Genomic DNA, 25936 nt, shown 5'->3' on the forward strand with positions numbered 1-25936 from the left:
ATCGTCGTCCTCAAAGATCCAAGGTTGGGATGATGGCGACACAGGAGCAGATCGAGGCCGCTCGGCGCACGATCGAGCAGTTACGTGACCAGCACGCCAACGACGTGCGCAAGCTCATCGGTCTGCTCGAAAGCGGCGCGATGAAGGGCGAGGCGGCCGACAAGCTCATCAAGGATTGCCAAGCCTGGGAGGCGGCCTACAAGAACGTCTTCCGCCGGGCACTCGCGTTGGTCGAATCCACGCCCGCACGTCCCGAGCCTGCGACGACTTCCACGGAGCCATTCACGCCTTGGCAGCCGCCGCCATTCCTTCCTCCTGACGGAGCTCGCCGATGAGCCCACCCCCGAGTCGGAATCGGATCGGCATAGACCCTGCGCTGATGACTCAGTTGATCGGTGAGATCAAGCGCCTGGAGCGGTCATGGTCCGAGGCTGATGCCCAAATACATAATGCGTTGCGCACGATCGGCGCGAGCCTGCACGGACCGGGCCTACTGGGGGACATCGGCTTCCAGATCGGACAGCAGGTCCCGAACCTACAGCGGCGCCTGGATCTCATCGTCTCCACCCAGAAGATCGGGCTCGACAAGGGAGTGGTGTGGGCGGACGAGACGCTGTGGCCATCGTCCTCGCCAGCGAGCGGTGCAGCAGCAGCCAAGTCCGTCGCCGATCAGCTTCGACAAGCAAGGAAGGACGCTGCCTCCGTCGGTGGTCAAGAGGCTCTCGACCACAAGACCCTGGCTCTGCTGGAGAGGCATCAACACGATCCCTACTTCGCCGCAGCTTTCGCCAAGGAGGTCCCGCCCAAGGAGCTCAAGGCGCTCCTCGGGGATCTCTACACCTCGGTACGCAATTCCCTGGACGAGAGCCGACCAGGACCACCGTCCTCGGATTTGGACCGCTTGGCGAAGGCGCTGAGTGTGACCTTGGGAACAGCATCGCGGGGAGTCGGCGGCATGAAGCTGCCCAAGGGCTACGCCGATGAGCTGATCGCGACCGATGGCGCTGTGGCGGGTCTGGACAACCGTATCGTTGACAAGCTTCTGCGGTACGGCACGTTTGACGATGCGTTCCTCCGCGACATCGCCAACAAGGTCTTCGACAACGCGCAGAAGCCGATCTCCGAACGGCAGGACATCATCGAGTTCGGTCCCGGACTCGCCGCCGCCCTGGCGAATAATGCCAGGGTTGCGCAGGACTTCTTCACTGACCCTGCTCGCAAGCCCCTGGCCTTCCTGATGCGGCAGACCGACTGGGGCCGCGAAGGAGGCAGGGAACTCGGGCGGGCGATCGAGGCCGCAACCATGTCGTTCCGTGACCACGGCCAGCCTCCGGGCACGTCACGCGGGTACAAGTCGGCCTTGATCGCATCGTGGGCCGCCCACTTCTGGGCAGATCCGAGAGCGCAGAATGCCCTGCCCAGTACTCGGCAGAGCGCCGCCCGTGTCTTCGCCGCCTATATGAGCGACGTGCATCGGGTTGCCAACGCCGACGCCCCAGAGTCGCCGGGCGTGACCCCGCTACCGGACACCGATCCGAACCTTCCTGGCAAGCAGCCCTATGGAGCCATGTTCGATCCTGACGCGGTCAAGAATGTGATGATCTGGGCCTTCAAAGACCCGCTAGCACTCAAAACCGTTGTCGAAGGGCATGGGGAGTACAGCGTCAAGGTCATGGACGCTCAAGGAAAGCAAATCAACGACAAAATCAACTCGGAACTGGCCGAATGGCGCAAGGACCACCCGAACGCCACGGAAGCCGAGCAGAAGGCACATCGTCAAAAGCTACTAAATGACAGCATGGGCAAGACTCCAAAAACTCTCTTCGACGCCCAAGTGTACACCCTCGGCAAGTCGCTTCATTTCATTGCTGACGCCGGAAATCTGACAAACATACATGAGGCAGACCGGAAAGATGCGAGCAGAAAGGCATTCAAGGACGGCATGTCCAGAACGGTCAAGCTCGCGCTTACGCCCGCCGGAGACGTCGTCGTCGCAGGCTATGAATTTTTAGAAGAAAATGTCAGCGATCACATCAAGTTTACCGAAGGCAAGGCCGCGCGTAGCAGAGGGGAGGAGACACTTCGCGAAAGCCAGAGACTCTTCAAAGACCTAGCGGCTAATACAATGCTGCGGCACGGTCTCTTCGGAGATGAATCAACGCCAGGCTCCGCCCACCCTCACGCACTCGAGAACTATGACAAAAAGTCACCAGGATATTTTCTGGCAGACGGTCGGATTATTCCGCGCAGCAAGATGGATTCGACGCAGGCGCATGCTTACAGTCAGTGGCGGAAGATGCCTCCAGCTTCAGCCTTCTTCCGGGAGACTGACCGGTCTGTTTGGGAGGCATTCCAGATGCCTGTGCCTCCGTACGAGGAGGCAGAGGAATGAGAGCTTGGTCAACAACAGCTCTACTGGTCGCCGCCCTTACTTCCATGGCAGCATGTTCGCCGTCTCCTCCGGCAGACCGCCGGCCTCTGGGCAGCGTGACAACGCCCCCCGTGGAATGCGGGTTAATTTCCAGCCAAGCCATTGGTCGCGCTATTGGACTTAGCAACTTCTACGCAAGCGGTTCTACGTCACCAACCGACTTCTCCCGTTGCGTCATCAGCAGCATGCAAAGCAGCGAGGATAGGGCATCGATGACCATCGAGTTGCAGGACCCCTTTCCTTCCACATTGGAAAGCCTGAATAATGCTAAGGCCAGGGATAGGGGAGCAGATCTACCAAATGGTCTCACGCCCGGCTACAGCACACCCTTAAAAGACACGAGCGGAAACATCGTTGGGGCAAAAGCGCTAGCTTGGACCAAGGACGGCACCAAAGTGTTGGCCATCAGAATCGCCAGAGGAGCGCCCGGCCGAGATCACCGAGCGGACGCCGTCGAGTTCATGCGTCAACTGCGGCCGCTCCTCCTTACCTGAACGGCCAATTGGAGGCGCTACCTGCAGTATCTGTATCGTGGACAGAAAACGGCTTCAGCCGTAGCTGATGCAGTGCACGTAGGCCCCCGGACTAGTACTGCGACGCTTACTCGTAGATCTGATGGCAGGCTTGGTTACGAATCCGAAACTCGGGGATGGAAGGCGGAAACAACTCGTCGCACTTTGCGCCGATCAATGAGGCTGGTCGCTTCCTTGCGTTGTCTTTCGGCTCTTGGCTTCTGGTTGAAGTCGTCCGGTCAGTGGGGATCGCGGTCTTCCTGCGCGGGACCGCGGCGACGTTCTTATGACGCTGGCGCGGCACAACCGACGCCACCGCCGCTGATCGATGACGCTTCTCTGGCGATATCGCCTCGCGCTTCGCTACTTCAGGACGTGGGCGGGGCATCGTCGTAGGCAGCGCCCGGGGTGCGGGTGTGGGCGTCGACGGCGAGGGGAGCACGACGGAGCGCCCAGCAATGCTCAGGCGAGGCGTCGATACAGAGGCGACCGTCGTTCGAGGTGAGGCGATGTCAGTGCCCCACGTACTCGACCAGATGCCGAAGCCTACGCAGGCTAGGAAGCACGCGATAAGCGCTGGCCGGGTCAGACGATCCCGGTTTTGCATGGTCAATCCCTTAGGCGGGGCTGGGGTTGCGTACCTTCGCCAGGAAAGGGTGTCCGGCGCTGTGTGGAGCCGTGGCCGAAGCGGCATGCCGTACGGTGGTCGCCGCAGCGGGCGGAGCTCTCTGGATGATGGGGCGGGGTGGTCGTGGTCTTGGTGCATGGTCCTCCTCTCTCGCTGCGCGTGCTTGTCAGCGTGGCGCAGCCGGTCGGCGTTTGACGAGAACGACGCGGCGTGGCGAGCGGCGCAAAGCGAATCGGCCCCGGTCGGGCCAGGGCCGAAGGTGGATAAGCGTGAGCTATGTGTCCAAGGCGTTGTTGATCTTGCCGTTGATATGCTCCTGCTGGCCGTCGATGCACTTGGCATAGACACGCAGCAGCACGTCAACGCTGTGACCGGCACGCTTGGCTATCTCGGGGGCCGGGACGCCTACGTTCAGCCAGAGCGAGACCGCCGCGTGGCGCAGGTCGTACGGCCTGGCAGCCAGCGACGAGCCGGCCTGTTCCGGGGTGAGGGCGAGTTTGCGGGCTTCCTGCCAGACGTAGGAGTAGGCCGAGCTGGAGTAGGAGCCACCGGTGCCGGTACGGAAGATCCTGCCGTCCTTGGCAGTGCCGTACGTGGCGATGTGCTCGCGGAGCATGGTGACCAGGACGGGCGGGATCGGGATCTCTCGTGTTTCCTTGTCCGCGCGGTGCTTCAGGCAGCGCGACTCGTGAGTCTCGCCGGAGTTGGTCCAGCGCTTCGTTCCCTGCGGTCGCGCCTTCTCCAAGACGATCAGGCCCCAGCCCGACTCGGGCAACGTGCAGTTCCTCAGCCGCAGGTCAGCCGCCTCCTCCGGTCGTAGGGCGGCGTAGTAGATGCAGGCGAACAGCGCCTTGAGCCGGGCACCGCGCTTGCGGCCCACCTTGGGGAGAGCGTCGAGGAGCTGGCGTGCCTGGGCCGGGTTGACCACCGTGCGGGGATCAACGACCGTGGCTGCCTTCGGAGCAGTCCATTTGATCTCGTCCAGCGGGTTGTCGCTGAACACCTTCTGCTCTACCGCGTGCTCTAGGAGGTGATGCAGGATGGAGCGCTTGCGCCGTACCGTGTTCGCTCCTGCCGGAGCACCGGTGAAGGTCACGGAGATGGCGTCGAGAGCCGTACGCAAGATGTGTGCCTCCCCCAGTGCCGACAGCGGCAGGGACGCTCTCTCTAGCCAGCTCAACGCCGCAGCTTGGGCCGTAGTCAGGTCGGCCCGCCTGCTCTCCGGGAGGAGAACGTGAAGCTTGAGGACCTCGCGCAGTTCCTCAGCGGCCGGACGGCGTGGTGCGTCGGCCACCAGGGCAGGGATCAGCGTCAAGAGCGCGTACGCGTCGGTCTCACGGGTCCGGGCCGCCGAGGTGTTCCAGCGCCGAAGCACGTACGCCTGAGCGAACTCCAGGAACGACGGCCCGGACGTCGCAGGCGCAAGCATCGATACTGGGAGGCCGGTGGCGACGTCGAACTCCTCCCCTGCCTTGGCCGCCTGGCGCAGATCCGATATGAAGGCGTTGGCCAGCCCTTTCGTTCGGAAGCTCTTTGACTTCTGCTTGCCGGCGACCCGCCAGCGGGCGATGTAGGCGGGCGTGCCGCGGTCGGTGCGTTGCTGGATCTGGCCGAGCTTCACGTCGTAGGTCGTCTTCACTTACCCTCCCTTCGCGAGTCGAGCCAGGCCATAAGGTCGCTCCGCCAGACGCGGAGTTCGAGGTTGGGCAGTTGGATGCAGACCGGCGCGCGGCCAAGCTCGCGCCAGCGGTAGAAGGTGCGGCGGGAGACCCCGCCCAACTCGGCGAGGACCTGCGCGACGGTCAGCAGTTCGTCACAGCGACTCATCGGGCACCACCCGCCATGTCTGGGATGCGAGTCCCCGTGATCGCGGCGGCGATGATCTGATCTCCGAGGCTGTAGCCCTTGCCTGCGTAGGTCCATTCGCTGATCACGAGGACCGTGTCCTCCTCGAACAGGGGCAGGCGGCCTGTGGTGATCTCTTGATCCCGGACGTGCTGCTCGCGGACGGCACGTAGTTCGCCGAGAGTGGTGGAGTAGTGGCGGGATCGGGTGGAGAAGTGACCGCGAAAGCCCAGCATGTGGGCCCAGTTGGTGAGGCGAAGGTCGGCCAGGTCGCCGATGGCACCGAGGCGCAGGCACTCGGCGATCAGACGCTTTGGGTGTTCACGGAGGTTGAAGGCGTCGAGGTTGTCCAGGGGGTTGATTCGGCGGTCGAGAGTGCCCACGCATTCGGCAGCCTTGGTCGCATATTTGGCGATGTAACCGGCAACGGCCTGGTCGGTCAGGTCGCCGTCGAGAGTGATGGGCCGCGTGTCGAGCTGGCCGCCCCAGCGCATGACCCGTTCCGGCTGATCGTCGTAGGCCGGGACGGTGGCACTGACGGCCTTGGCCGCGTACCGGACCACCTGCGTCAGGGCATCGGTGGTCGCCCAGGGCGGTGGCGGCGCGGCAGGACCGCCCGGGCCGTCGAGGCGGATGACGGCGTGGAAGTGGACGACACCGCGGCGCTGGTATTCGGCGACCTTGGCGAAGGAGACGGTGAGGTGTTCGCGCAGGTCCTTAAGGGTCAGGCCGCCGAGCTTGGCTAGGCGGCGGCGCAGGGAGTCGGCGAAGCGCTTCCACAGCAGCGGCGCCAGGGCGTTGAACAGGACTGAGCCGGTGTAGTCGTAGCAGTCAGGGCACAGTGGTTCGCCAAGGTGGGGATCGTCGGGGCGGTGCTTGGCTGTGCAGGACATGACGTGCCCATGTGGGCAGGTTTCGGCGTTGCGGCGGGCGTGGCAGGGCAGGACCCTGCCGTTCTTCTCGCAGCGAGCGTGGACCGTTCCAAAGCTGGGCGCCGTGAGAGTGACGAACAGCGTGGGATGGCCGGTGACGCTCTCGGGCACGCCCTTGCCGCCGATGAGGCCCGCGCGGATGAGGTGGTAGGTGTCGGCGCGGTAGATCTCGGCGCAGGCCGGGCAGCGGGAGGCGCGGCGGGTCTTGCAGGGTAGGCGGAGGATTCCATCGGGTTCGTGGCGGGTGGTGTAGCGGTGCAGGAGCCGGCCAGTGGCCTGGTCGTGGTACTCGACCTTGCCACGCAGGTGGATGGGCTGGCGGCACCCACCGGTGGCGCGGATCTGGGCGGCCCACCGGTCGTAGTCCGGAGCGTTGAGTCGGGCGATGACACCTGCGAGGACGTGCGGGTTGGTGGTGCATGCGGGCAAGATGGAAGCCTCCTTTCACTCGTTCGGGTGAGGGGATGGCCCCCGACCTGGCAGTCGTCTTGGCGGATGTGCGGCCAGGCCGGGGGCGCTGCGCGTTATGCGCCGTGGTTGTCGATGCCGGTGCCATCGCAGTCGTGGCAGCGGTTGCGGTCGTTGTCGAGGCCAGTTCCGCTGCAGGTGCAGCAGCGGTAGTGGATGACTTCGATCAAGGGCTGTTCACCTCCTTGGGCGCGGTGTCGTGGTCAGGTAGATGCGCCAGTGGGAGGGCTTGGTCCGGTCCGGATAGAGCCGTGAGGCACCGATGACGGTGAAGTTCAGGCGCAGGCGGAACAAGGCGTCGATGACTTCGGCACGGGTGCCGTCGAGGCGAATGCGCATGGTCGCTTCTCCTGCTGGTCAGGTGGCGGGTGCCGGGTCGGGCTGGATGCAACCGGAGTAGCTTCTTTCGGCGGCGTGGAGCGCCCGCGCGGCGGTCAGGACGGCCACGGCCCGGTATTCCACCGGCCCGAAGTAGACCGAGGTGGTGTAGTGGCCGTACGGAGAGTCCTCGAACTCGATGCCGGAGCCGACGCAGGCGGCGATCTGGTCGATCTCGGCGCACATGTCGGCGTCGTTATCGTGTTCGGGGAAGTGGTGGACGACGACGTGAGAGGAGGCGGGCACCTCGGGATGGGCCTCCAGGAAGGCGGCCAGGTCAAGTAGGCCGTTGATGAGGTCAGTGCGGCGGTCGCGGGTCATCGGTGATCTCCTTTCTGGGTCAGGCGGTGCGTAGGGTGCGAAGCAAGTCCGAGGCGAGTTGGTTGGACACGCCCAGGCGGGCGCGCAAGGCATCGCGGGTGATGGGTTTGCCGTGTTTGGCCTGGTGTTCGTCGGCGACACGGCGGGCGTAGTCGAGGAGTGCCGGTGCGGGGCCGTCCTCCTGGACGTCCTGACGGCCGTCCTCGTCTTGCTCGTCGGTGGGGACGAGTTCCGGGACGGAGGACGGTGTCAGGACGGGTGAGGACGAGTGCAGGACCTCGCTTGGTTCCGGACGGGAGTGGGCGGCGCGGCGTTCGAGCATCGAGATGGCGAGCAGGAAGGCGCCCGCCGGGGTGGCGGCGGTGATCCAGCCCCAGACGGTCGGGGCGGCTTGGGCGAGGTTGGCGGCCAGGGACAGGACGATGCCGCCGACCAGGACCAGGACGGGCCAGGAGACCAGGCCGCGCGGTGCTCGGCCGGTCTTCTTGTCGCGTTGGCGTTCGCGGGCGGCCATGACGCAGGTCAGGTCGATGCAGACGGCGATGGCCCAGGACATCCAGCCGGTTTGGCCGTGCTCGGCGGCGGTGTCGCGGATGTGGGTGAAGGATCCGGCGCCCGCGATGATGGCCAGGACGAGAACCGGGCCCGTGTCGAGCAGCCAGCAGGCCAAGCGTCGCATCGTCCCCTCCCTTCGGAACTTCAGGCGTTGACAGCTTCAGGTAGGTGGCTGGTGATCTCGTCCCAGGACGGAGCGAGGTTGGCGAACGTACGGGCGGCGTGTTCGGCGGCCTGCTCGGTGACGTAGAAGGAGCGGGCGCGGTACCACTGGCCGTCCTGGGAGGCGACGATCGCGACGCCCGGCGTCTCGGCGGGGATGGCGCGTGCCGAGGCGAGGGCCGCAGGGTCGAGGTCGCCGAGGGTCATGGTGGCGGTCTCTGGGTCGTTGACGCGGTGGCAGATCCGGCCCGAGCACTGAGCCCGGAGCGCGGTGACGCCGGGTCCGAGGTCGGAGCCGATCCTCTGGCCGCAGCAGAACAGGTAGATGCCGAACGCTCGGCCGAGCTGGGCCACCCTGAGCAGAGCGGTGGAGGTCTTGGCGATCTCGTCTTTCTCGCTCTTGTCGGCCATCAGGTACAGCTCGGCCAGCTCGTCGACCAGGACGACGATCGGGGTCGGGCGGATGCCGGGCGGGAGTTGCCAGATGTTGCGGGCACCGGCCTGGCGGCATAGCCCCATGCGATCGACCATCAGGCCGACGAGATCGTCCAGCAGTGTGACCGTCTCGGCGCGCGAGGTGGCCAGCGCGGACAGGCGCGGACTGTAGGGCGTGAACTCGACCCCGCCTTTGAGGTCGAATCCGACCAGGGCCACGGGTTGTGGAGCCAGCCCGACGATCAGAGCGTTGGCGAGGTTGGACTTGCCGGACTGGGTCGCGCCCGCGTTCAGCCAGTGCGGCACGGTTCGGAAGTCGATGGTCCATGGCGTGCCGTTCTCCAGCCGTCCCACGGTGACCTTGAGCAGGTCCGTCGAGGCGGGCAGGTGATCGACCTTGACGAGCGGATCTCTCATGGTGGCCATCAGCACCACTCGCCCGGGCCGGGGTGAGGAGGCGCGGATGGCGTGCACGCCCCAGGAGTGCGCCAGGCGTTCGGCGGCGTCGGCGTAGTCGCCGGGTGTCTGGCCTTCCAGGGTGTGCAGGGTGACGCGCCAGCCGTGCCGGGTCGGCGTCGGCAGCCACATGAACGGCTTGGTGTCCACCGCGATGCGCTGGAACCGGCGCTTGACGCGCACTATGCCGGTGGAGGCGATCATGCCCGGCACGGTGGTGAACCAGAAGCGTTGCCGCTTCTTGGTCAGCCCGCAGCCGAGGGCGACCCGTCGCCAGGACGCGCGTACGGACAGGGCGGTGATCGGGTAGCCGATCATCAGCCAGAACGAGCCGGGGTGCCAGCGGCGCCAGGCCCACAGCCCGGCCGCGACGGCGGCCAGGACTGTGAGCAGGACGAGCGCGTCACGCATCGGCGTTCTCCCGGACGGGGAGCAGGGCCGAGGCGCGATAACTGATGCCCCACCGGCCGGCGATCTCCCAGACGTAGCCGAGCAGGCCGACCGGGTTGACTTGATCGCCGACGCTGATGGGCGGCTCTCCGGTGGTGGCGATCTTGACGAGCTCGATCCGGCCGAACTCGTCCTCTACCGAGACGGTGACCTCGAAGACGGTGTTGCCGTTCTTGTCGGTCTTGATTTCGCCGGTGTCGCGGTTGAGCACCCGCGGACGCGGGGCCTTGACGCAGGTGATGGCGAGCTTGCTGACATCCACAGGGATGGGAACGGAACGCATACTGTGACCTCCTTATTCGTCCTAGCCAACATAGTTAACCTAGTTGGCTCAGTTGTCAACGTCCTCTCGGTTGGCTTGGTTGTTGTTTCGTGGTGTGATGGACTGCGATGGTCGAGAAAACCGGGCGCCCCGGCTACCTCCAGATCGCCGACGATCTCCGAGCGCAGATTCGCGGCGGCTCTCTCGCGCCCGGCACTCCCCTGCCATCCACCGCCCAACTCGCCGAGCAGTACGACGCTTCGCTGTCGGTGGTGAAGATGGCCGTCGGCATCCTGCGTAACGAGGGCCTAGTGATCGGCCAGCAGGGCAAGGGCGTGTTCGTCCGCGACACCGACGCCGCACCCGCCGGCGACCTGACGAGCGAGGTGACCGAGCTGCGCTCAGCCGTTCGTGACCTGTCGGAACGCCTGGCACGTGTCGAGGAGCAGTTGGCTACGTCCACGACACGCCGTTCCGGGCGTAGCAGCCGGTAACCTTTCGCGCCAGTGAAGCCGACGCGCCGTTCGGGCACTGACGCAGGTTCAGGGCCTTGTCCTCCCGGCGGATGCCGACCAGGACCATGGTGTAGCCCACCAGCAGAGTGACGCCGAGGACTCCGGCGATGATCAGCGGGATCGTGGTCATGACCAGATCACCCCCGCCGCGGCCAGACCGCGAGGCGCCCGCGGGGGACGGCGGGTCTCGCCACGCCGTTTGCCGCCCTTGCGTTTGCCCGCCTGCTTCCTGATCCAGCGGTCCCGGGCCCGGCACTTGCGGCAGAGCTTCCGCCCTTCGTTGAGCAGTGCCCCGCACGCGCAGGTGGGCTCGGGGTAGATGTCGTGATTCATGGTGATCACCTCTCCTTTCGGTTGCTCCGGTGTTGCTGTGTGACACCGAGAATGCGACGGAGAGTTAGGACGAGATCACTACACGACGGGACATGTTCAAGACGTCCGGCCTACGATGGCGAGGTCCCCGGACGTCCCCGGAGCAGGTGAGATGGCGAACGAACGGCTACGTGCCGCCCTCCTACAAAAGGGCGTGAGCATCACCGACCTGGCCAACGCGATCCAGGTTGACCCCAAAACGGTCGAGCGGTGGATCACCAAGGGCCGTGCGCCGTACCGAAAGCACCGATTTGCGGTGGCTTCCTACCTCGACACTGAGGAGACCTACCTCTGGCCGGAGGCGTTGACCCGCGAACAGGTCGCGGCAGCCTCAGAGTCCGAGATCGTCACTGTCTACCCGCACCGCTGGGCGGTCCCAAGGGACGTGTGGGGACGACTGTTCGCGAGTGCGTCTGAGGAGATCGGCGTGCTGGTCTACAGCGGGTTGTTCCTCGCTGACGACACGGGCTTGGTGCGCATGTTCGGCGAGAAAGCAGACGCTGGGGTCCGGGTGCGCATCCTGTTGGGTGATCCGGACTGCGCCGAGGTGGCCCAGCGTGGCAAGGACGAGGGCATCGACGACGGCATGGCCGCCAAGATTCGCAACGTCCTCGTCCTGTACCGGCCCCTACAGGGACGCGCGAACATCGAGTTCCGGCTACATGCCACGGTGCTGTACAACTCGATCTATCGTGCCGACGATCAGTTCCTCATCAACACCCACGTCTACGGCGTCCCGGCCGGGAACGCGCCGGTCCTCCATCTACGCAAGGTCGTCGGCGGCGACATGGTCGCCACCTACGCCGAAAGCTTCGAGCGCGTCTGGGACGGCGCGCGGCCGGTAGGGTCGTGAGCCATGGCCAAGCGGATCGACTACTACGACGACCCCGACGCCCCAGCGCCCAACAGCCTGGTCCCGTCCGTGAACGTCATCGTCACCAACGACGCGGACGAGATCCTGATGATCCGCCGCAGCGACAACGGCAACTGGGCCGTTCCCGGCGGAGCGATCGATCTCGGCGAGTCCATCCCGCAGGCCGCTATCCGGGAAACGCGTGAAGAGAGCGGCATCATCTGCGAGATCACAGGCTTGGTCGGCACGTACAGCGACCCTCGGCACGTGATCCTCTACACCTCCAACGGCGAGGCCCGCCAGGAGTTCTCGATCGTCCTGACCGGCCGAGCCATCAGCGGCGAGCCCACGCCGAGCGATGAGTCCCGCGAAGTCCGCTGGATGCCGCGCGAGCAGGTCACCGAACTGCAGATGGACCGGTCAATGCGGATGCGCATCGAGCACTATCTAGCCGGCACCGCCCTGCCGCACATCGGCTAGCGCCGCCTTCACCGCCCGTACAGCAGACAAGATGCACGGCGTCGAAGCCGTGACCGACCGGCTGACCAGGTGATCAGGGCCATAGCGGGAATGAATCTCGGCCAGGCGGTCCGTGACGTCGAGATGCCGTCCGTCCGGGCCGGTCGTCATGTCGCAGTAGGTCAGCGCCTGCACCAGTTCGGGCCCCTTCTCGTCGAACTCCCGCGTCAGTTCGGTGAACAGCGACCGTTCAAGGGCCTCATTCACTGCACAGGAATGATGCGCGACCAGGCGGCAGAGCGTGTCGTCGGCCTGGTGGACATCGCGCAGATAGCGCGCACCGTCGAGGGGATGGAAGCCAGTCGAGACTAGATCGGGGGCGTATCCGATGTCGTGCAGGTAGGCGGCGGCGGTAAGGGTGTCGGCCTCGTCGCCAAGGATGGGCGCCAGCGACATGGCGCGGGCGGCAACCCCCTGGGTGTGCGCCCAGCGCCGCGGCAACGTCGTCTCCAGCAGGTCTTTGGCGAGGTCATGAGCCCATTCAGCTTGTCCCACATGTTCACGATAGGCACAGGATGCCGGATTCGATCCAGAGCATCCGCCGGGACGTCCCAGGACGTCTCACCGGCGCACGAACCGCCCTCGCCCGTGCTCCGACACGATCAGCCCTTCCCGCTCCAGCACCATAAGCGCCTGCCGGACCGTGCTCCGCGACACTCCATGCGTGCGCCGCAGCTGCGCCTCACTGGGCAGCGTCGAGCCGGGCGCCAGCTCTCCGCGTTCGATCTCGCCGCGCAGCTCCCGTGCGATCGCCTGGTATAGGTACGGCTCATCCTTCGGCTTGTCGCCGCCGAGGACCAGCCGGCCTTTCGCGGGGATGGTCAGGATCAGCCCTTCGTCCTCCAGCACGGCCAGCGCCCGCCGCACCGTGTTGCGCGCGACTCCGAACTCCGCGCACAGCGCTGCCTCAGACGGCAGCATCGAACCCTTCGGATACATGCTCATCGTGATCCGTTCTCGAAGCCGGTCAACGATCTGGGTGAAGATCCGCCAACCGGTCAGCCACCTCTTCACTGTCGATGTGTCTCAGGTCCGGTAGGCATCCGCGATGCGGCGCAGGTCGATGCGGAGTTCGCCTTGCTCGCCCTCGTGCCAGCCGTCCCGTGCGGCCTGCGCGATCCGCCCGACGGCAGCGCCGAGGCGCAGGCAGGTGACCCGCTCGTCGCCCTGGTCGCCCCAGTAGAACCAGCAGAACCCGGGGTGGACGAAGACGCGGCGGACCCGCAACCGACTGTCGGTCACCTCCAGGCCGGGCCGACCGTCCTCCGCCACGACGAGTGCTGTGGGGACGTCCCGCTTCGTAAGCTCATCCCCCAGCGCGGTAAGCGCTCGCTGCGCATAGGCGTACTGTCGTTCTCTCATGCTCGTCATGACCGAGCTGTCCCTTCACTGTCACGGACTGTGTAGGTCGAGATTCGCCCGCGCAGCGGAACCTCTACACCGCAACTCAGGGACGTCTAGGGACGTCTCGTGTTAGCGTCCAGGCAGAACGCCTGGTTACGCGGGAGGCGCGCATGAACGACAACCTTCGCCACGCCCTGAACAACGCCCGCCTTCAGCCCACGGACGTTGCCGCGCACCTCGCTGTAGACCCCAAGACCGTGCACCGCTGGCTCAGGGGCCGCCTACCGTACCCACGGCACCGCTGGGCCATCGCCGACCTGCTCCATGTCGACGAAACTGAACTCTGGCCTGAGATCGTCCACCAACGTCGCCCATTTAATGACGAGCTCCAGGCCGTCTACCCGCACCGCTGGACGGTCCCCCGGGCCACATGGCGACAGCTCTTCCAGTCAGCCAGGCACGAGATCGGCATCCTCGCCTACAGCGGCCTGTTCCTCGCCGAGGACACCGGCATCATCCGCCTGTTGGCCGATCAAGCCCGATCCGGTGTCCAAGTGCGTGTCCTACTCGGCGATCCCGACGCGCCCGCAGTCGCGGCGCGAGGCGTTGACGAAGCCATCGGTTCCACCGTCATGGTTGCCCGGGTCAGAAACGCACTGAGCCTGTACCGGCCCCTCATGAGCATTGACAACGTCGAGATCCGCCTCCACCAAACCGTGCTCTACAACTCGATCTACCGATCAGACGCCGATCTGCTGGTCAATAGCCACGCTTACGGCACACCTGCAGCCCAAGCTCCCGTGTTCCACCTCCACGCCACAGAACAGGAGGCGTCCGCATCGACGTACCTGGGCAGCTTCGAGCACGTATGGGGTGGCGCCCGGATGTACGACCAGCGGGGCTGATCAGCCAGCACCCAGACGGGGAACCAAGATCAGCCGAAAGCGCCCAAGATCAGAAAGCAACTTATCTGTACGTGATCAAGGGCGGCCCGCTGCGCGGCCCGCCGGGCGGTCTGCGTGCCCGGCTGCGGCTCTCTGGCCGGTCCGGGCACGCACCGCCCCGCGCGCCCGGACAGACCGCGCAAGGAGAACTGAACGCCGTGACGATCGCTCACTTCGGTTCTCGTCGACCCGACAAGGGCGATCGACTGCCGCGGCCTTCGTTCCTCAGGCCTTGCCACCGGTCGAGGGGTGCGGCTTAGGAAACACTGCTGGCATTTCCATCCCTGTACGCCGTGTTGACCGCCAGGCTGCGATGTGCTGCCCCAGCTTCAATCGTTGACAGCGATCAATCAGGGAATCGAATCGTCAGCGAGACCACCGCCCGCCTCCACCTGTCACAGGGCAGCCCCGCCTTGGCAGAGGCGTCGATGGCGTAATGCCGTCCCCGTCTGTAGGGACCTGTCAAGAGGTGCATGATCCGCACCGTCGATTCTCCGAGCAATTTCGAAGGACTGAGATATGATCGTCGGCCAGAATTCAGGTATCACCGGGCCAGTGAGGGCTTATATCGACTCGATTAGGTTGAGTTGCTCCAGCCAGCGCAGTGTTAACATCGCCTGAGTTGCGCTCACGCCTTGAGGCGGAGTGCGAGCTAATTTTCCACGAAGCTTTCGAGGTGACGCTTCTTTCGCCATATCGAGTATAGCGACTGCACCACTAATTCTTCTGAGAAAGCTGATCTGCAGCAGCTCTAAGCTTCCCCCGTCTGCAACAAATCGTTCGCCGAGAGGAGTGAGGCGAACCTGGTTCTTAGTTACAGATGCCAGGCCTAGCGATTCCAGGTTCCGCATTCTTCGGCGCGCCTCAGTGCGGAGCGTTATGTTGGGAAATCGGTTTTGAAAAGCATCCAGATACGCCTCCAGCGTAGGGGAGCTAGACGCAAGTTGAGCCATGTCGAACACAGTCTCCAGGTAGTCACCGTTTTGGTCACGGGGCAGCTTGGCAAGAAGATAGCCGCCGACTGCGTCCTCGGCCAAGCTGTCCAAAGCGCTAACTTCCTCGAGCGTCAGACTGGACAGTTCAAGGGCAGCGCGCAAGCGATCTACTCGCCCGGCATCTTCGACCGACTTTTGACTTACCTCAACGTTGAGAACCGACTTCGCATATTGCAAGAGACTTTCGGGCCGAAGCATGAAGAGCCGCACTTGCGCACGCCCACGAAGCTCACGAATAAGCTCCATGCGCGGGCCTTTCCTTTCACCGCCCTCCTCCTGCCACCAATCCTTCTTCTTATCACCTGTGATGATTAGGACATCACATCTCCTCTCTTCCGCCTCCCGGATAACCTGCTCCCAGATAAAGAAGTCGCCGGCAGGAAAACCGCCCTTCTTATCCTTGTCCTCATAGCCAGGAGGAACTCTATTCTGGATTCGTCGATTGGCTTCAGCAAAGAGAGTGTCCACCTCGGAATCACCAAATGCTGGGCCAATGCGGCCAGCGAACAGCGGCTCGAGGGCGATCAGAACAGGATCGTCGTTCGTGTTCTCACTCACGATGAAAGCTTCGGCTTCCGTAAGCTTTTGGATTCGATTGATCGCTACCTCGAAGCCTCGCTTCAGCGAGTCTCTGATGGAATCGAGGTTCTCACCTGACAGCGCGAGACGATTGGACCATCTGTTCACAACCTCGGCCGATTTCTGCTGCAGAGATCTCAATTCTGCAGTTGTTTCCGTAAGGATGCTCCGTGAATCATCCAGCGCCTTCTTGCGGTTTCTCCAAAACTCATCGAGAACTTGGCGTGGCACCCAAAGTTGACTCGATACCCGCTCCAAAATAGCAATAAGGTCGTTTCGCGTCCGCTTGTTGTAGCGATACAGATTGAGTAGTGTATTTGTGTCGGGAACCACCATTCCTGTGGTGAGAACCTGTCGATAGTCCTCACTGGAGGCTGTCTTGTACTCCTCGTAGCCATCGTAGAGACCCTGCGAAGGGCGACGTTGTCTTGCTGGCACAGCAGCATCATGCCCTGACAGATCGACTAATGGAACCGCTTATACAAGTTCATGGTGTTGAGTCGAGCACCTATCCCTTACTACAGCCTGAGTCAATCAGGGTCTCCCGCAGAAATCAGCCGCCATTCGCTAGCTGAGCTGGGCATATACGACGGACTGGGTGCGGGAGCCCTGTCAGCCATGCGCGCCAAAGGCATTATGTCTGGGAGCAACGACACATTACGCCCATGTCGGTGCTTGTTCTCCCACCTAGTACGTGCATGGCATGAAGAGGTATGAACAGACCTGTACCTGCAATCCCAGGCCAAGATCTGGCCTAAGCTCGTGATGAGCATGTTCGCCCGGATGTGATGACAGGATCCACGCCCGTATGGAGCGGATGTACTTCAAGGCCGTCAGCACGGACAGCACTGAATGGCTGCTGAGCGTCGTTCCCTTTGTCGGCGATGACGGCAGATGGGGCTACTCGATCACAAGGTACGGGTTTTGGTCGCAGGCGGCCAGGTGTACCTCGTTCGTCGATACCGGGCGCGGCGAGCGACCAGCTGATGCGCGGGCCGGCGGCCCTGCAGATCACGTGTCCAGTACCAACGAAACTGGGAGCGGCAGTAGCCGTAGTCAGCCAGCCGACCAGCACAGAGCCGCGAGTGGCGGGGCACGATGGGCTGCTGGTGGAGTCGACCATCCGCATCGGGCCGTGCCACAGGTCGGTGGTGAGCGCCACGCCCTGGGTCGCAGCCTTGAACCGCGACAAAACCTAACATGTCTTTGTTGTCGCCGAACCGGCCGAGCAGGTAGGGAAAGGTGCGGACCGACCCGTGGGACGAAGATCAGCCAACACGTCGACCGCCTGTCGAGAAGGCACCCCCTGCCTCCACCAGCGTGGAGGCAGGGGGCTTCGCGCGGCTTTGGGGTCTTCCCATGCTCCTTGGGATGGACCGTGCTGAGGTCAAGCAAAGGCTCGGGCCGAGCAAATCTTCGATGTCCCAAAACAATCAGCAACCGCTAGCACCAGCATCCCTCCACTGGTCGAAACCCCTATTACAGAATCCTCAGACAGTCCCGTCCATGACCTGCACGCATCATCGCCCTGACGCAAAGGTGCGACGATCACATGACGGGCTCCGACAGACGGCTGTATCCGCACTGGCGCTCCGGACATGTCGTCGCACACAGTGCATTCATGGACATAGATACGTGGGCTACACGACCTCGCAATAATAGGTTCATGACGCTAACATAACCAGAACCACCCCCTACGAGCAGGAGAGCCATGTACTTCCGCTATCCCGCTTGCCTGATGCGGCAGACAGCCGAGGCAAAACCCCTCATCCTCTTCTCGGCTCCAGCAACAGAGATCGAGCAGTGGGCAGGCGTTCCCCAGCGGCAGCGACTCCATGGCGAAGAAACTGTCGGCTTTCAGCGGGAAGAAAACGTCTCTCGTGTCGCAGAGATTTCAGCTTTCTTCGACAATCCACACAACATTGTCCAAAATCCGTTGCTCTGTGCCCTCCAAAGTGCACAGTCGGTCACCTTCGTTCCTATTGAAGAGGAGCAAAATGTAGGTCACATAGTTATCGAGTATGAAAGCCTCGATGACCTTAAGCTCGTAGACCTTCTTAGGCGCCTCCGCATCCGGCTGGAGGACCGCCTACCAGGCCTGCTAAGTGCTCCTATCCCGCAAGGTCGGTATCAAAGAACTCTGACAGAGGCTGCTAGAGAGCATGGAATGCCTCACGATCCAGATGTTGATCTGGATGACGTAGACAGTGACGACGATTTCGACCCGTCGGCCGATGACCCGGAAGATATCTCAGGCATTCTGCTGGCCGAAGAGACCAGGATAGTCGACTTCTACATCGAGATCCGGACTCGTATCGCCGCACTGGAAATGTTCCCACCCGAAGAAGATCCTGAGTCAATAGTGGGTTTCACGAAGGAAGCCGTCAAGTCTTACCTTCTCCCAATAGTCCTCGTCGATGGTCAGCATCGTCTCCGCGGAGCGGTGAGAGCCGTCCGTGAGTCGCTCGAAACGCCCAATGGCAAAAGCAAGCTCATGGAGGCTCTCTTCGGTGAAGGCAGCGGCGATCCTGATGAGATTGATCCCGGCTCAATTGCTAGTGAACTCATCAAGCAGAACGACAGATGGCTTCCCATGTCCCTCCTTATGGACGACAGCCCTAGCGAACATGTCTTCCAATTCGTCGTGGTTAACCAAAAAGCAACCCCAATGGGGAAAGCTCTCCTGGGAACCATCGTCTCGACGAGTCTGAGCAAGGAGGAGCTCGAGCCAGTAGCTCAACGGCTCAGAAATGCGAAAATCCAGCTAGACGACTCACGTGCGGTCGCCTATCTGACTCGTGCCGATGAAAGTCCGTTTAAAGGGCTGGTCCAGACTGGAATTGTCGGTGACAACTCAGAGCATCTGCAGTGGACGGTGCTTAAAGGTCTCGTCCAAATTTTCCGTGAACTGTCAGGCGGGAAACTATACGGCCAGAAAAACGACTATGCCAGGAAATGGCGGCGCGAACTTCTCCCTCAAAGCGAGCTCGTATCTGAGGGAGATACTGACGAGGCGAAGTTTAAGATCTGGAGCCAGGCGGACGGGCCATGGCGCACAGTCTTCATTCGGTTCTTCACGCTCGTAAGAGACAGATTTGGCATCATCGACGACATGCGAGCGCCAAACGCGTGGGGAAGCAGTAGGGGAAACCTTTTCAATATGGTAAGCCTCACGATCCTAGCGGCAGACTACTTCGAATATCTGTGCATGCGCAAAAAGACGCTCAACCATGTCGCCGATGTCGATGCAACTTTCGAGGACTGGCTCGATGGAGTAAAGGACTCTTACTTCGCACGCGAATGGCCGCTGCCCACAGGCATGAAGAAGGATCAGCGACCCGTTAAAGTGAAATGGGCGTCCCTTTGGTCCGAGTATAGGCGCGACCCATCTGCCGGGCTTCCCAAAGCAAGCGAATACGTTCCCAAGTAGAAGATATGCAATCGAACCAAGTACGAAGTTTCCTCCGTTCGCTGGAAGAGCTTGATAAGAATCGGTGGGATCGTGAAGCACTCCAGGAGTTCGCGAAACTTAAGGTGCCTCACCACATGCTTGGGCCGAAACAGCTACTACTGGAGGTCGATGTAACTGTACTCCACGCCTGGTGGTTTATCGAAAGTGTAGCTGATCTAGCTATTTATGTGCACGATGAAAGTAAGCACATTCTGCACCTGGGAATTGATATCCTCCGCGAGATCCGACGACGCTACCCGACGCTTCCACTCCACGAGGTTAAGCAGCTGGCTGAAACAATTACGGAGATAGCCTGGGGAGAAGTCCTCCAGCGGCGCGCAAGGAAGAGACACAGCATCACGCTTGCCGACAGGAGGTTGCTCTGGTCCAATGCGCAGCCGGACCCTCGATGCTATCTTTGCGGCTATCAGTTCTCTCCCCAGGCCGGCGCCCGCCTTGTCCGTACAGGCAATGCACCCATCCCAGAACCGCTGTTCGTGGATTTCACTCGGCCGCGTGGCCTTAATCCTCGAGATCTTAGGATAGAGGTAGACCACGTCCGGCCGGTCACAGCAGGAGGCTTGACTGACATCAGTAATCTGAGGCTAGCTTGTGGCTGGTGCAATCGCGTTAAGAGCAAATATGGCAGCTTGTACGATGTTGGCTCATGGGCTTTTGGAAAAATTCTAAATCCACACCTCGGATGGGTGACAGTTCCTCAGCCTTTCTGGGTCTTACGCCTCGTCAGTATGAGTGGTCGTTGCGAAGAAGCGTCTGGATGTACTGCGACATTGGACACCCATGAACTGTTCGCTGGTCCACAGAACGCTCGCGGTGCTCTTAATCCAGCCAACTTCGCTGTCTACTGTTCTGACCACGATCCATGGTCTTATGAGAGGTATGTGGCACTTTCCACTGCACGGTCACGCATATGAAGCAAAATAGTAAACTTGGAGGTCGATGTAGCTAACAGATTCATCAATACTTCATGAGGGGACGAATTGTTCTCCGTCTAATCTTGCCAAAGTCAAGGTAAACTTGGAGGCGTCGATATGAAGGATCAGGCAGGCGGTCCTTACGCATGAGGCGTGAAGCTACCGAGCACAGCTACACACCTTGAATACGTAGAGTCTTGGCGTCGTGACGGAGCGCTTCCGGTGCGGTACGACCGTGCTATTCGGTGCGGGCAAAGAGGCGGGTACACGCCCGCGGAGCAGGAGCGGGTAGCAGGGCCCTCGGCGAAGTGACGTTGACGACCACGGTGTCCGATTCAGCGGCTGAGGGCGGTGGCCTGCCGTGCCGAAACGATGGGCGGCTGGGAGTAGGCGAACAGGCACGATCTTCGTGATCATGAGGTTCTCTACGCCAAATGATCGGAGAAGGCCGTGCCTGCCCCCTCTCATCAGCGATTAACCCTGTCCTGGGCCAACTGGCCGAAGCGACCTGCGGCCGCCTTTCCGATGACAGCAAAAGGCCGAAGGGACAAATCGCCGCCCTTCAAGGGCTATGCAAGAGCAGCCTTTACCAGGTTGTCCACGGAGTTTAGCTCACGTCGCCCTGCAAGATATCCAATGCCGCGATGCAGGTGCGTGATGAGGGTCCTCTCACAAGCTTCTTCGGTTGGTTCATTGCCATCACGCTGACATCGGTATCTAATCAACGCCATGTAGATATCCCCGTAAGCTCCAGCGAAGGTTCGCCAAGACATCTCGATATTGGAATCAGTAACAACATCGCGCACTAGCGGGGACGTTTCGTCTTGCAAAGACACAGCTAGAGCCCAGCGGCACAGAACGTTCCAGTTCTTTATGCCAGTGACTCGTTTAAGTTTGATCAACTGATCCTTTGCCGGTTGGGACAATCGGATTGTATCAAGCGACATACCGAGTCTTTCCCCATCCGTATCCGCGTTCGACCATAGTTGTGAGCGTCGTATCGTTGTGGACCAATGTGTATGTCTGCGCGATCGATGGAATCAGGTGCTTTAGCAGCTCATCGTCAATCTCTTCGTCTGTCGACAGCAGAAGCACTTGGTGGCTTGCATGCGGGAAGTAACGCTCAACTAGATTCTGTCTGTGCCGACTATCCAGTCGACCCAGCGGAGTATCGATGACGCTCGGGAGCCTGTTGCCCGCTACGCGAGCTAGACCCCAGAGGAGGGATACCGCCAAGAGCTGACGCTCGCCAGCGCTCAGACGTGCAGGATTGAGGTCGTCGTCGTCCGCGCCAATCAAGGTCAAGGTGAAGTTGCTAGTGTCGATGCGGAGGTCCTTGACTAGGCCGTCCTTGCGCATTAGGCGATTGAAGCTGTCTAGTACAGCAACCTCCAACCGACTGATATGACGTTGCAGCAGGAGCTCTCCGAATTTGTCCAAAGTGTTACGAGCACGGTCGGAGTATGAAACCACACGGGCACGGTGCTCGATCGCGGCTAGCCCTTTGGCTCGTTTGGCATATGCCTTCTCGCGGGCTGCCTGGAGCTGCGCGTGTTCCCGGACACGTGCGGCGTGAGCCTCCTCTGTGGCGCGCAGTTCTCGCTCGAGGTCTTCCACTCGCTGGCGGACCTTGTCCTGTCGGGCGATCAGGTCGGCGATCGCATCTTCTGCTGGAACGCCGGCCAACTGCCGATCTAGCGCGTCGAGCTGCGCTCTGAGCTCTCCAGACTCAATGAGCAGCTCTTCCGCACGCTGTGATTCGCTCTCAAGAACTTGGTCAAGCGAGTGGAGTTGCTGAATGCCTGTCGCCGACATCTGGATCACTCTTGGAAGGCCTGCATCAGCCACGCGCTGGGCACGGTCCTCTTCCATGAACTGGGCGACCTGCTCAAGCTGAACATCCGGTATGCCGTTGCCGAGTAGCGAGAGAATCGCCTTGTCCCGCTTGTGCAGGGCGTCGAGTAGCTGCTCCGCGCGGACCGCATCTTCCTCCCGAGCTACCTGTGCACGCAGAGCCTCTAGCTGATCCTTAAGGAGGAGGAGTGGGAGCGGTCCTGCTGCAATGGTGTTGGCAAGAGTTGCGCTCACAGCTTCGAGCCGGCCTCTCGCGTGGGCACTCTGTGCTTCTAGCTCCGCCCGACGGCGGAAGAGGTCTCCCCCTTCCTTAGCGAAGGCGGCCTCGACAGCCTTCAGCTCCTTCTTCTCATGTAGGAGACCAGCTTTTGCGGAAGCGACTCGCTGAAGCGCATCTGCTCTGGCCACCTCGTTCTCCTCAAGCTGCGCTTCGATGGTGGCGATCAACTCGAGTGCGGCCTGGTCCTCTCGGCTCACCTTCTGGCGCCGTTGAAGAGCAAGCAGGTCGGTTCGCAGCTGTTCGACCGTGCTGACCCCTAGGAGCGATTGAACCGCCGACTCGATGACTGGAGCGGCCCGCTCAGGGTCAGCAAGGGATTCGATCTTCTCGCCATCAAAGAAGAAGAGAGATGCGACTTCCAGCGGTAGAAGATCCTCTACATAGTCCGCCCACGTGTCACTGACGGCCTTATCGTGTTCGCCGTTGACGAAGACCGCTAGGGATTCGCGGAGAGTCTTTCCCGCGATGGACCAGTTTCGCTCAATGCGGTAATGACGTTGCTCCCCTTCAACCGTGGTCGAGAACCAGAGTTTCACGCCTGCCTGCTTTGGGACGGCCTGACGGTTCACGCTGTCACGGAGGAACGCGTCGTAGGAGCGGTTTCCCCTACCGCTGCACCGTGCACGGGAGCCATACAACGCGAGTTGGATAGCATCCAGCAGGGTCGTCTTCCCGCAACCGTTGAGGCCGCCGATTAGGATGATCGGCTTACCAGGCTTGGGGTTCAGAGAGAGGACCTGCTTGCCAAGGTACGCACCGAAGTTCTCAAGAGTGATCTCATGTAGAAGCATCGGTGCTCTCTTCATCCAATCCGAGAAGGGCGGGGGCGATCTTGTTCTGCTGGTTGCGTTTGGCTAGCTCGACCGCGTCCTCCTCATCTGTGTAGTAGCCCTTCTTGATCGCCTTCTCGAGTGCTTCGAAAAGCCCGGAGCGACGAGTCATCGTGCGGAATTTCCGCTCGACCGCAAGTAGCTCACGCATCGTCTCGAAATGCAGGTCGTCTCCGTCGCAGACCTCACGAAGCAGCTCCACCTCATCCGCAGCCACTGCGAGGTGCTGGTCGAGCGGACCGCCAGGGAACTCCTCACCCGTCTCCTGCTCGTAGATTTGGGGTAGCGAATCCTCAACCTCATGCTTCTCGAAGACCCAAATGCGTCGGATCTCATGCAGCTCGTCCATGGTGATGAGCTCGATGCCCCGCACATGCTCTGGGGCGTTCTGCCGGATCCAGGTCTGAGCGTTAAGGAGTTTGCGGAGCCAGTCCTCACGAGCCTTCTGGGTGTACGGTCCAGGAACGTTGCGATCGTGGAACAGCTGGATCGTGCCGTTCATCTTCCGGAAGTCACGCAAGTGGCTGTCGTCGGGAGCGTCGAGCTCGTCGCGTAGCTCCAGGAGGGGAAGCATCCACTCCTTCTCCTCATCGTTCTGGATCATCGCTGACATGGACTTGTCCTTGTCGACAAGAGTGCACGTCCAGCAGCCGAAGCGGCTGTCACCACAGGAAGGAGTGGTGTTGTCCACCACGAGTGGGCATTCTCCGTCGCTCGACGCCCCTTGATACATGGTGAGGAGATCCTTGTTCGGATGCCCCCAAGGGTTGGACTGCTGCATCAAGAACGTCCAGACCTCGTCGTTGCTCCATGCCTCAACGGGGCTGTACACGAGGGAGTTGGGAAGATTGCCGTTGGGCGAGAGACGGTCACGGACACGACGCTTCTCGTGGCGCTCCATCACTCGGGCCCGAGCCTGACTCTCGGCCTTGCGGATGCCCAGGACCAGGATCGCCTCACCGTGGTCATGCACGACCCGGCGAATAAATGAATTAGAAGGCTTGATCTTCAAGCGTTCGGTGCACCAGCGGAACTTCGGCTTCGGAGCGGGGTAACCCTTTCCGATCAAGCCCACCCAGAACGTGTCCTTCACATCAGGCACCAGCCGATTCGGCTGGATCGGAAGCTGCTGCTGCTCTGCCGCCTTACGCATGGTCTCCAGCGATTGGGTCACCCAAGCAGCAACGACTGGATTCTCAACCAGGGTGTCCGTACTGATGACATAGACCGGTTTGGTGCGCTGATCGGGCTCTAGGCCTCGTAGCGCCAGCCACACGAGTTGAAGCACCGCAGTGGAATCTTTCCCACCGCTATAGCCCACGACCCAAGGAACCTGATCAGCCAGGTATAGCTCACGGATCTCCGCGGTCAGCTTGTTCACCACCGCGGCGAGACCGCCTTGACTCTCAAAGGGGACGGCGCGCCGGGTGGGCGTGTTCAGCATGACGGCACTGCGCGTCGGGGTGCTCATCGCTCTCCTCGCTGGTAGGCGTCTTCTGCCTGCTGCTCATCGGCAGTCAGTTCGAGACCGAGCTGCTTGCGTAGATAATTCACGGTAAGTACGACGTTTTGGTGATTCTTCGAGACACGGCCACCGATGATCGCACGTCCCTCCCAGTCAGGATTGGTTCGTGACCAGTCCACGTCCCGAAGCGGCGCCAGCCGCGGCTTCCACTCCTCTGGATCAAGGGAATCGCGAAGCAGTGTGTTCCCGAGCAGCCCTAGAGCATGGAGTGCGATCCCATGCGTGTGTAGGTACTGTTTTCGTATCTCGGAGGCGGACAGAGATCGTCTCCGCACCTCTCCCCAGTCCGGGATGAGATCATCGATAGCTTCCCAGTAACCCGACGACAGGCGTTCCACGTCCTTGCCGCTAGTCAGCTCCAGCCCTTGAAGAAGGGCGCTCATCGCCGAGTACAGGGCGCTGAGTGTGAAGAGCTTGCGTGATCGAGCAGAGAGGTTACTGCTCTCCATCTCAACGAAGTTGCGGAACACCGGGCACTTCAACGCGAGGAGTCGCGTCAGCTGCGAGAGCTCATCCCGGTGGTCGTAGAGGACGCCTATGGAACGAGCCGGCCGCACGGCATGGCGGTTCAGGTCAGCGAACATTTGCTGGCTGCGCTCTAGGCCCGCGTCATGGAAGAAGACGACGGCGATGGTCTCATCGCCGAGCGATGGGTTGTCTTTGAGTGCTACCTCGATGGCGGCACGCCGGTGCTGGCCATCATTGATCAAGAAGCGTGAGGCCATCGGGATGTGCAACTGACCGACCCGCAACCCCGGCCCTTGGTCCGCCACCCCCACGAAGCGCATGGCGCCATCGACGGAGGCGGTTAGCGCAGAAAAGACGTAATCGTCGGGGTTCTCCAGGATGTACCGCGCAAGCGCTGGAACTCGTCCCTTGTTCAGGACTCTCTGCGCCCGAACCTCCGGTGCTAGCTCGTCCTCATCGAACAAAAAGATCTTGGGGATGAGGCGCAACGGACACATCGATACGTAGTACTCACGCCCTGCCTGCACACCGCGGATTGCGGGGAAGATGTACTCGAAGCCCGCAGTTGTGGCGTCTCCGCCTTGCTGCGCCAGCGCGTGTGTTCCCACGTGGTCCAAGGTACCGTAAGTACGTGTGC

The 25936-nt window shown here is 61.9% G+C and carries 27 protein-coding genes; 9 read left to right on the plus strand and 18 right to left on the minus strand.

The features are described 5' to 3' along the window. Positions 1-32 precede the first annotated feature (32 nt). The 3 genes from ACIBX3_RS57130 (at position 33) to ACIBX3_RS57140 (ending at position 2925) form a co-directional block, all read left to right on the plus strand. Positions 33-335 carry a hypothetical protein gene (locus tag ACIBX3_RS57130; protein ID WP_397129234.1) on the plus strand — a complete coding sequence of 101 codons (303 nt, stop codon included), beginning with the start codon at positions 33-35 and terminating at the stop codon, positions 333-335. 44 nt (positions 336-379) lie between these two features. Continuing rightward, entirely contained in the window at positions 380-2392 is a 2013-nt protein-coding gene (locus ACIBX3_RS57135; RefSeq protein ID WP_397129235.1) for a hypothetical protein, read from the plus strand. A 251-nt stretch (positions 2393-2643) separates the two neighbouring features. Beyond that, on the plus strand, positions 2644-2925 hold the full coding sequence (locus ACIBX3_RS57140) for a hypothetical protein (RefSeq protein ID WP_397129236.1): 282 nt from the start codon (positions 2644-2646) through the stop codon (positions 2923-2925). A gap of 920 nt (positions 2926-3845) precedes the next feature. Here ACIBX3_RS57140 and ACIBX3_RS57145 read toward each other — a convergent pair. The 8 genes from ACIBX3_RS57145 to ACIBX3_RS57180 form a co-directional block, all read right to left on the minus strand. Then, positions 3846-5210 carry a tyrosine-type recombinase/integrase gene (locus ACIBX3_RS57145; RefSeq protein ID WP_397129237.1) on the minus strand — a complete coding sequence of 455 codons (1365 nt, stop codon included), beginning with the start codon at positions 5208-5210 and terminating at the stop codon, positions 3846-3848. Next, complete coding sequence (locus ACIBX3_RS57150; protein WP_397129238.1) at positions 5207-5398, minus strand: helix-turn-helix transcriptional regulator; 192 nt, start codon at positions 5396-5398, stop codon at positions 5207-5209. The genes ACIBX3_RS57145 and ACIBX3_RS57150 overlap by 4 nt, the downstream gene beginning before the upstream one ends. Beyond that, complete coding sequence (locus ACIBX3_RS57155; protein ID WP_397129239.1) at positions 5395-6777, minus strand: replication initiator; 1383 nt, start codon at positions 6775-6777, stop codon at positions 5395-5397. The genes ACIBX3_RS57150 and ACIBX3_RS57155 overlap by 4 nt, the downstream gene beginning before the upstream one ends. Positions 6778-6993: 216 nt before the next feature. Beyond that, positions 6994-7155, minus strand: a complete 162-nt coding sequence (locus tag ACIBX3_RS57160; RefSeq protein WP_397129240.1) for a hypothetical protein — start codon at positions 7153-7155, stop codon at positions 6994-6996. An 18-nt stretch (positions 7156-7173) separates the two neighbouring features. After that, positions 7174-7515, minus strand: a complete 342-nt coding sequence (locus ACIBX3_RS57165; protein WP_397129241.1) for a hypothetical protein — start codon at positions 7513-7515, stop codon at positions 7174-7176. Positions 7516-7534: 19 nt separating this feature from the next. Continuing rightward, entirely contained in the window at positions 7535-8194 is a 660-nt protein-coding gene (locus ACIBX3_RS57170; protein ID WP_397129242.1) for a DUF2637 domain-containing protein, read from the minus strand. Positions 8195-8214: 20 nt separating this feature from the next. Then, entirely contained in the window at positions 8215-9534 is a 1320-nt protein-coding gene (locus ACIBX3_RS57175) for an FtsK/SpoIIIE domain-containing protein (RefSeq protein WP_397129243.1), read from the minus strand. After that, entirely contained in the window at positions 9527-9856 is a 330-nt protein-coding gene (locus ACIBX3_RS57180; protein ID WP_397129244.1) for a hypothetical protein, read from the minus strand. Before ACIBX3_RS57180 ends, ACIBX3_RS57175 begins: the two co-directional genes overlap by 8 nt. Positions 9857-9963: 107 nt before the next feature. Here ACIBX3_RS57180 and ACIBX3_RS57185 point away from each other — a divergent pair, with 107 nt between their 5' ends. Beyond that, positions 9964-10329, plus strand: a complete 366-nt coding sequence (locus ACIBX3_RS57185) for a GntR family transcriptional regulator (RefSeq protein WP_397129245.1) — start codon at positions 9964-9966, stop codon at positions 10327-10329. Here ACIBX3_RS57185 and ACIBX3_RS57190 read toward each other — a convergent pair. Next, complete coding sequence (locus ACIBX3_RS57190) at positions 10289-10480, minus strand: hypothetical protein (RefSeq protein WP_397129246.1); 192 nt, start codon at positions 10478-10480, stop codon at positions 10289-10291. The genes ACIBX3_RS57185 and ACIBX3_RS57190 overlap by 41 nt on opposite strands. Further along, positions 10477-10683: a hypothetical protein gene (locus tag ACIBX3_RS57195; RefSeq protein WP_397129247.1), complete on the minus strand. Its 207-nt coding sequence runs from the start codon at positions 10681-10683 to the stop codon at positions 10477-10479. Before ACIBX3_RS57195 ends, ACIBX3_RS57190 begins: the two co-directional genes overlap by 4 nt. A 151-nt stretch (positions 10684-10834) precedes the next feature. Here ACIBX3_RS57195 and ACIBX3_RS57200 point away from each other — a divergent pair, with 151 nt between their 5' ends. Then, positions 10835-11575: a helix-turn-helix transcriptional regulator gene (locus tag ACIBX3_RS57200; protein WP_127936623.1), complete on the plus strand. Its 741-nt coding sequence runs from the start codon at positions 10835-10837 to the stop codon at positions 11573-11575. A 3-nt stretch (positions 11576-11578) separates the two neighbouring features. Next, positions 11579-12055 (plus strand): NUDIX hydrolase, encoded by a 477-nt coding sequence (locus tag ACIBX3_RS57205; protein WP_397129248.1) that lies wholly within the window; start codon positions 11579-11581, stop codon positions 12053-12055. Here ACIBX3_RS57205 and ACIBX3_RS57210 read toward each other — a convergent pair. The 3 genes from ACIBX3_RS57210 to ACIBX3_RS57220 all read right to left on the minus strand — a co-directional run bounded on the left by ACIBX3_RS57210 (position 12023) and on the right by ACIBX3_RS57220 (position 13456). After that, positions 12023-12589, minus strand: a complete 567-nt coding sequence (locus ACIBX3_RS57210) for an HD domain-containing protein (RefSeq protein WP_397129249.1) — start codon at positions 12587-12589, stop codon at positions 12023-12025. The genes ACIBX3_RS57205 and ACIBX3_RS57210 overlap by 33 nt on opposite strands. 66 nt (positions 12590-12655) lie before the next feature. Beyond that, the gene (locus ACIBX3_RS57215; protein ID WP_397129250.1) at positions 12656-13108 is read right to left on the minus strand and encodes a GntR family transcriptional regulator; all 453 of its coding nucleotides are present in this window, start codon (positions 13106-13108) and stop codon (positions 12656-12658) included. A 12-nt stretch (positions 13109-13120) separates the two neighbouring features. Beyond that, complete coding sequence (locus tag ACIBX3_RS57220) at positions 13121-13456, minus strand: hypothetical protein (protein WP_397129251.1); 336 nt, start codon at positions 13454-13456, stop codon at positions 13121-13123. A gap of 152 nt (positions 13457-13608) precedes the next feature. Between ACIBX3_RS57220 and ACIBX3_RS57225 the strand changes: the two genes are divergently transcribed. After that, a complete protein-coding gene (locus ACIBX3_RS57225; RefSeq protein ID WP_397129252.1) occupies positions 13609-14343 on the plus strand; it encodes an XRE family transcriptional regulator in 735 nt (244 codons plus the stop codon). Between the two features lie 602 nt (positions 14344-14945). Here ACIBX3_RS57225 and ACIBX3_RS57230 read toward each other — a convergent pair. After that, entirely contained in the window at positions 14946-16394 is a 1449-nt protein-coding gene (locus tag ACIBX3_RS57230; RefSeq protein WP_397129253.1) for a PIN-like domain-containing protein, read from the minus strand. Between the two features lie 1273 nt (positions 16395-17667). Between ACIBX3_RS57230 and ACIBX3_RS57235 the strand changes: the two genes are divergently transcribed. Together ACIBX3_RS57235 and ACIBX3_RS57240 are read left to right on the plus strand one after the other, a co-directional pair. Next, complete coding sequence (locus ACIBX3_RS57235; protein WP_397129254.1) at positions 17668-19386, plus strand: hypothetical protein; 1719 nt, start codon at positions 17668-17670, stop codon at positions 19384-19386. 116 nt (positions 19387-19502) lie between these two features. After that, complete coding sequence (locus ACIBX3_RS57240; protein ID WP_397129271.1) at positions 19503-20342, plus strand: HNH endonuclease; 840 nt, start codon at positions 19503-19505, stop codon at positions 20340-20342. A gap of 569 nt (positions 20343-20911) precedes the next feature. Here ACIBX3_RS57240 and dndE read toward each other — a convergent pair. The 4 genes from dndE to dndB are packed head-to-tail and all read right to left on the minus strand — an operon-like array spanning position 20912 to position 25907. Continuing rightward, positions 20912-21289 carry a DNA sulfur modification protein DndE gene (dndE, locus tag ACIBX3_RS57245; RefSeq protein ID WP_397129256.1) on the minus strand — a complete coding sequence of 126 codons (378 nt, stop codon included), beginning with the start codon at positions 21287-21289 and terminating at the stop codon, positions 20912-20914. Then, entirely contained in the window at positions 21279-23267 is a 1989-nt protein-coding gene (gene dndD, locus ACIBX3_RS57250) for a DNA sulfur modification protein DndD (RefSeq protein WP_397129257.1), read from the minus strand. Before dndD ends, dndE begins: the two co-directional genes overlap by 11 nt. Next, a complete protein-coding gene (gene dndC / locus ACIBX3_RS57255; protein WP_397129258.1) occupies positions 23254-24777 on the minus strand; it encodes a DNA phosphorothioation system sulfurtransferase DndC in 1524 nt (507 codons plus the stop codon). Before dndC ends, dndD begins: the two co-directional genes overlap by 14 nt. Beyond that, positions 24774-25907, minus strand: coding sequence for a DNA sulfur modification protein DndB (dndB, locus tag ACIBX3_RS57260; RefSeq protein ID WP_397129259.1), 1134 nt, complete (start codon positions 25905-25907; stop codon positions 24774-24776). The genes dndC and dndB overlap by 4 nt, the downstream gene beginning before the upstream one ends. Between the last annotated feature and the right edge of the window lie 29 nt (positions 25908-25936).

Origin of the sequence: Nonomuraea sp. NPDC049480, assembly GCF_044465905.1 — a bacterium.
Classification (GTDB): domain Bacteria; phylum Actinomycetota; class Actinomycetes; order Streptosporangiales; family Streptosporangiaceae; genus Nonomuraea.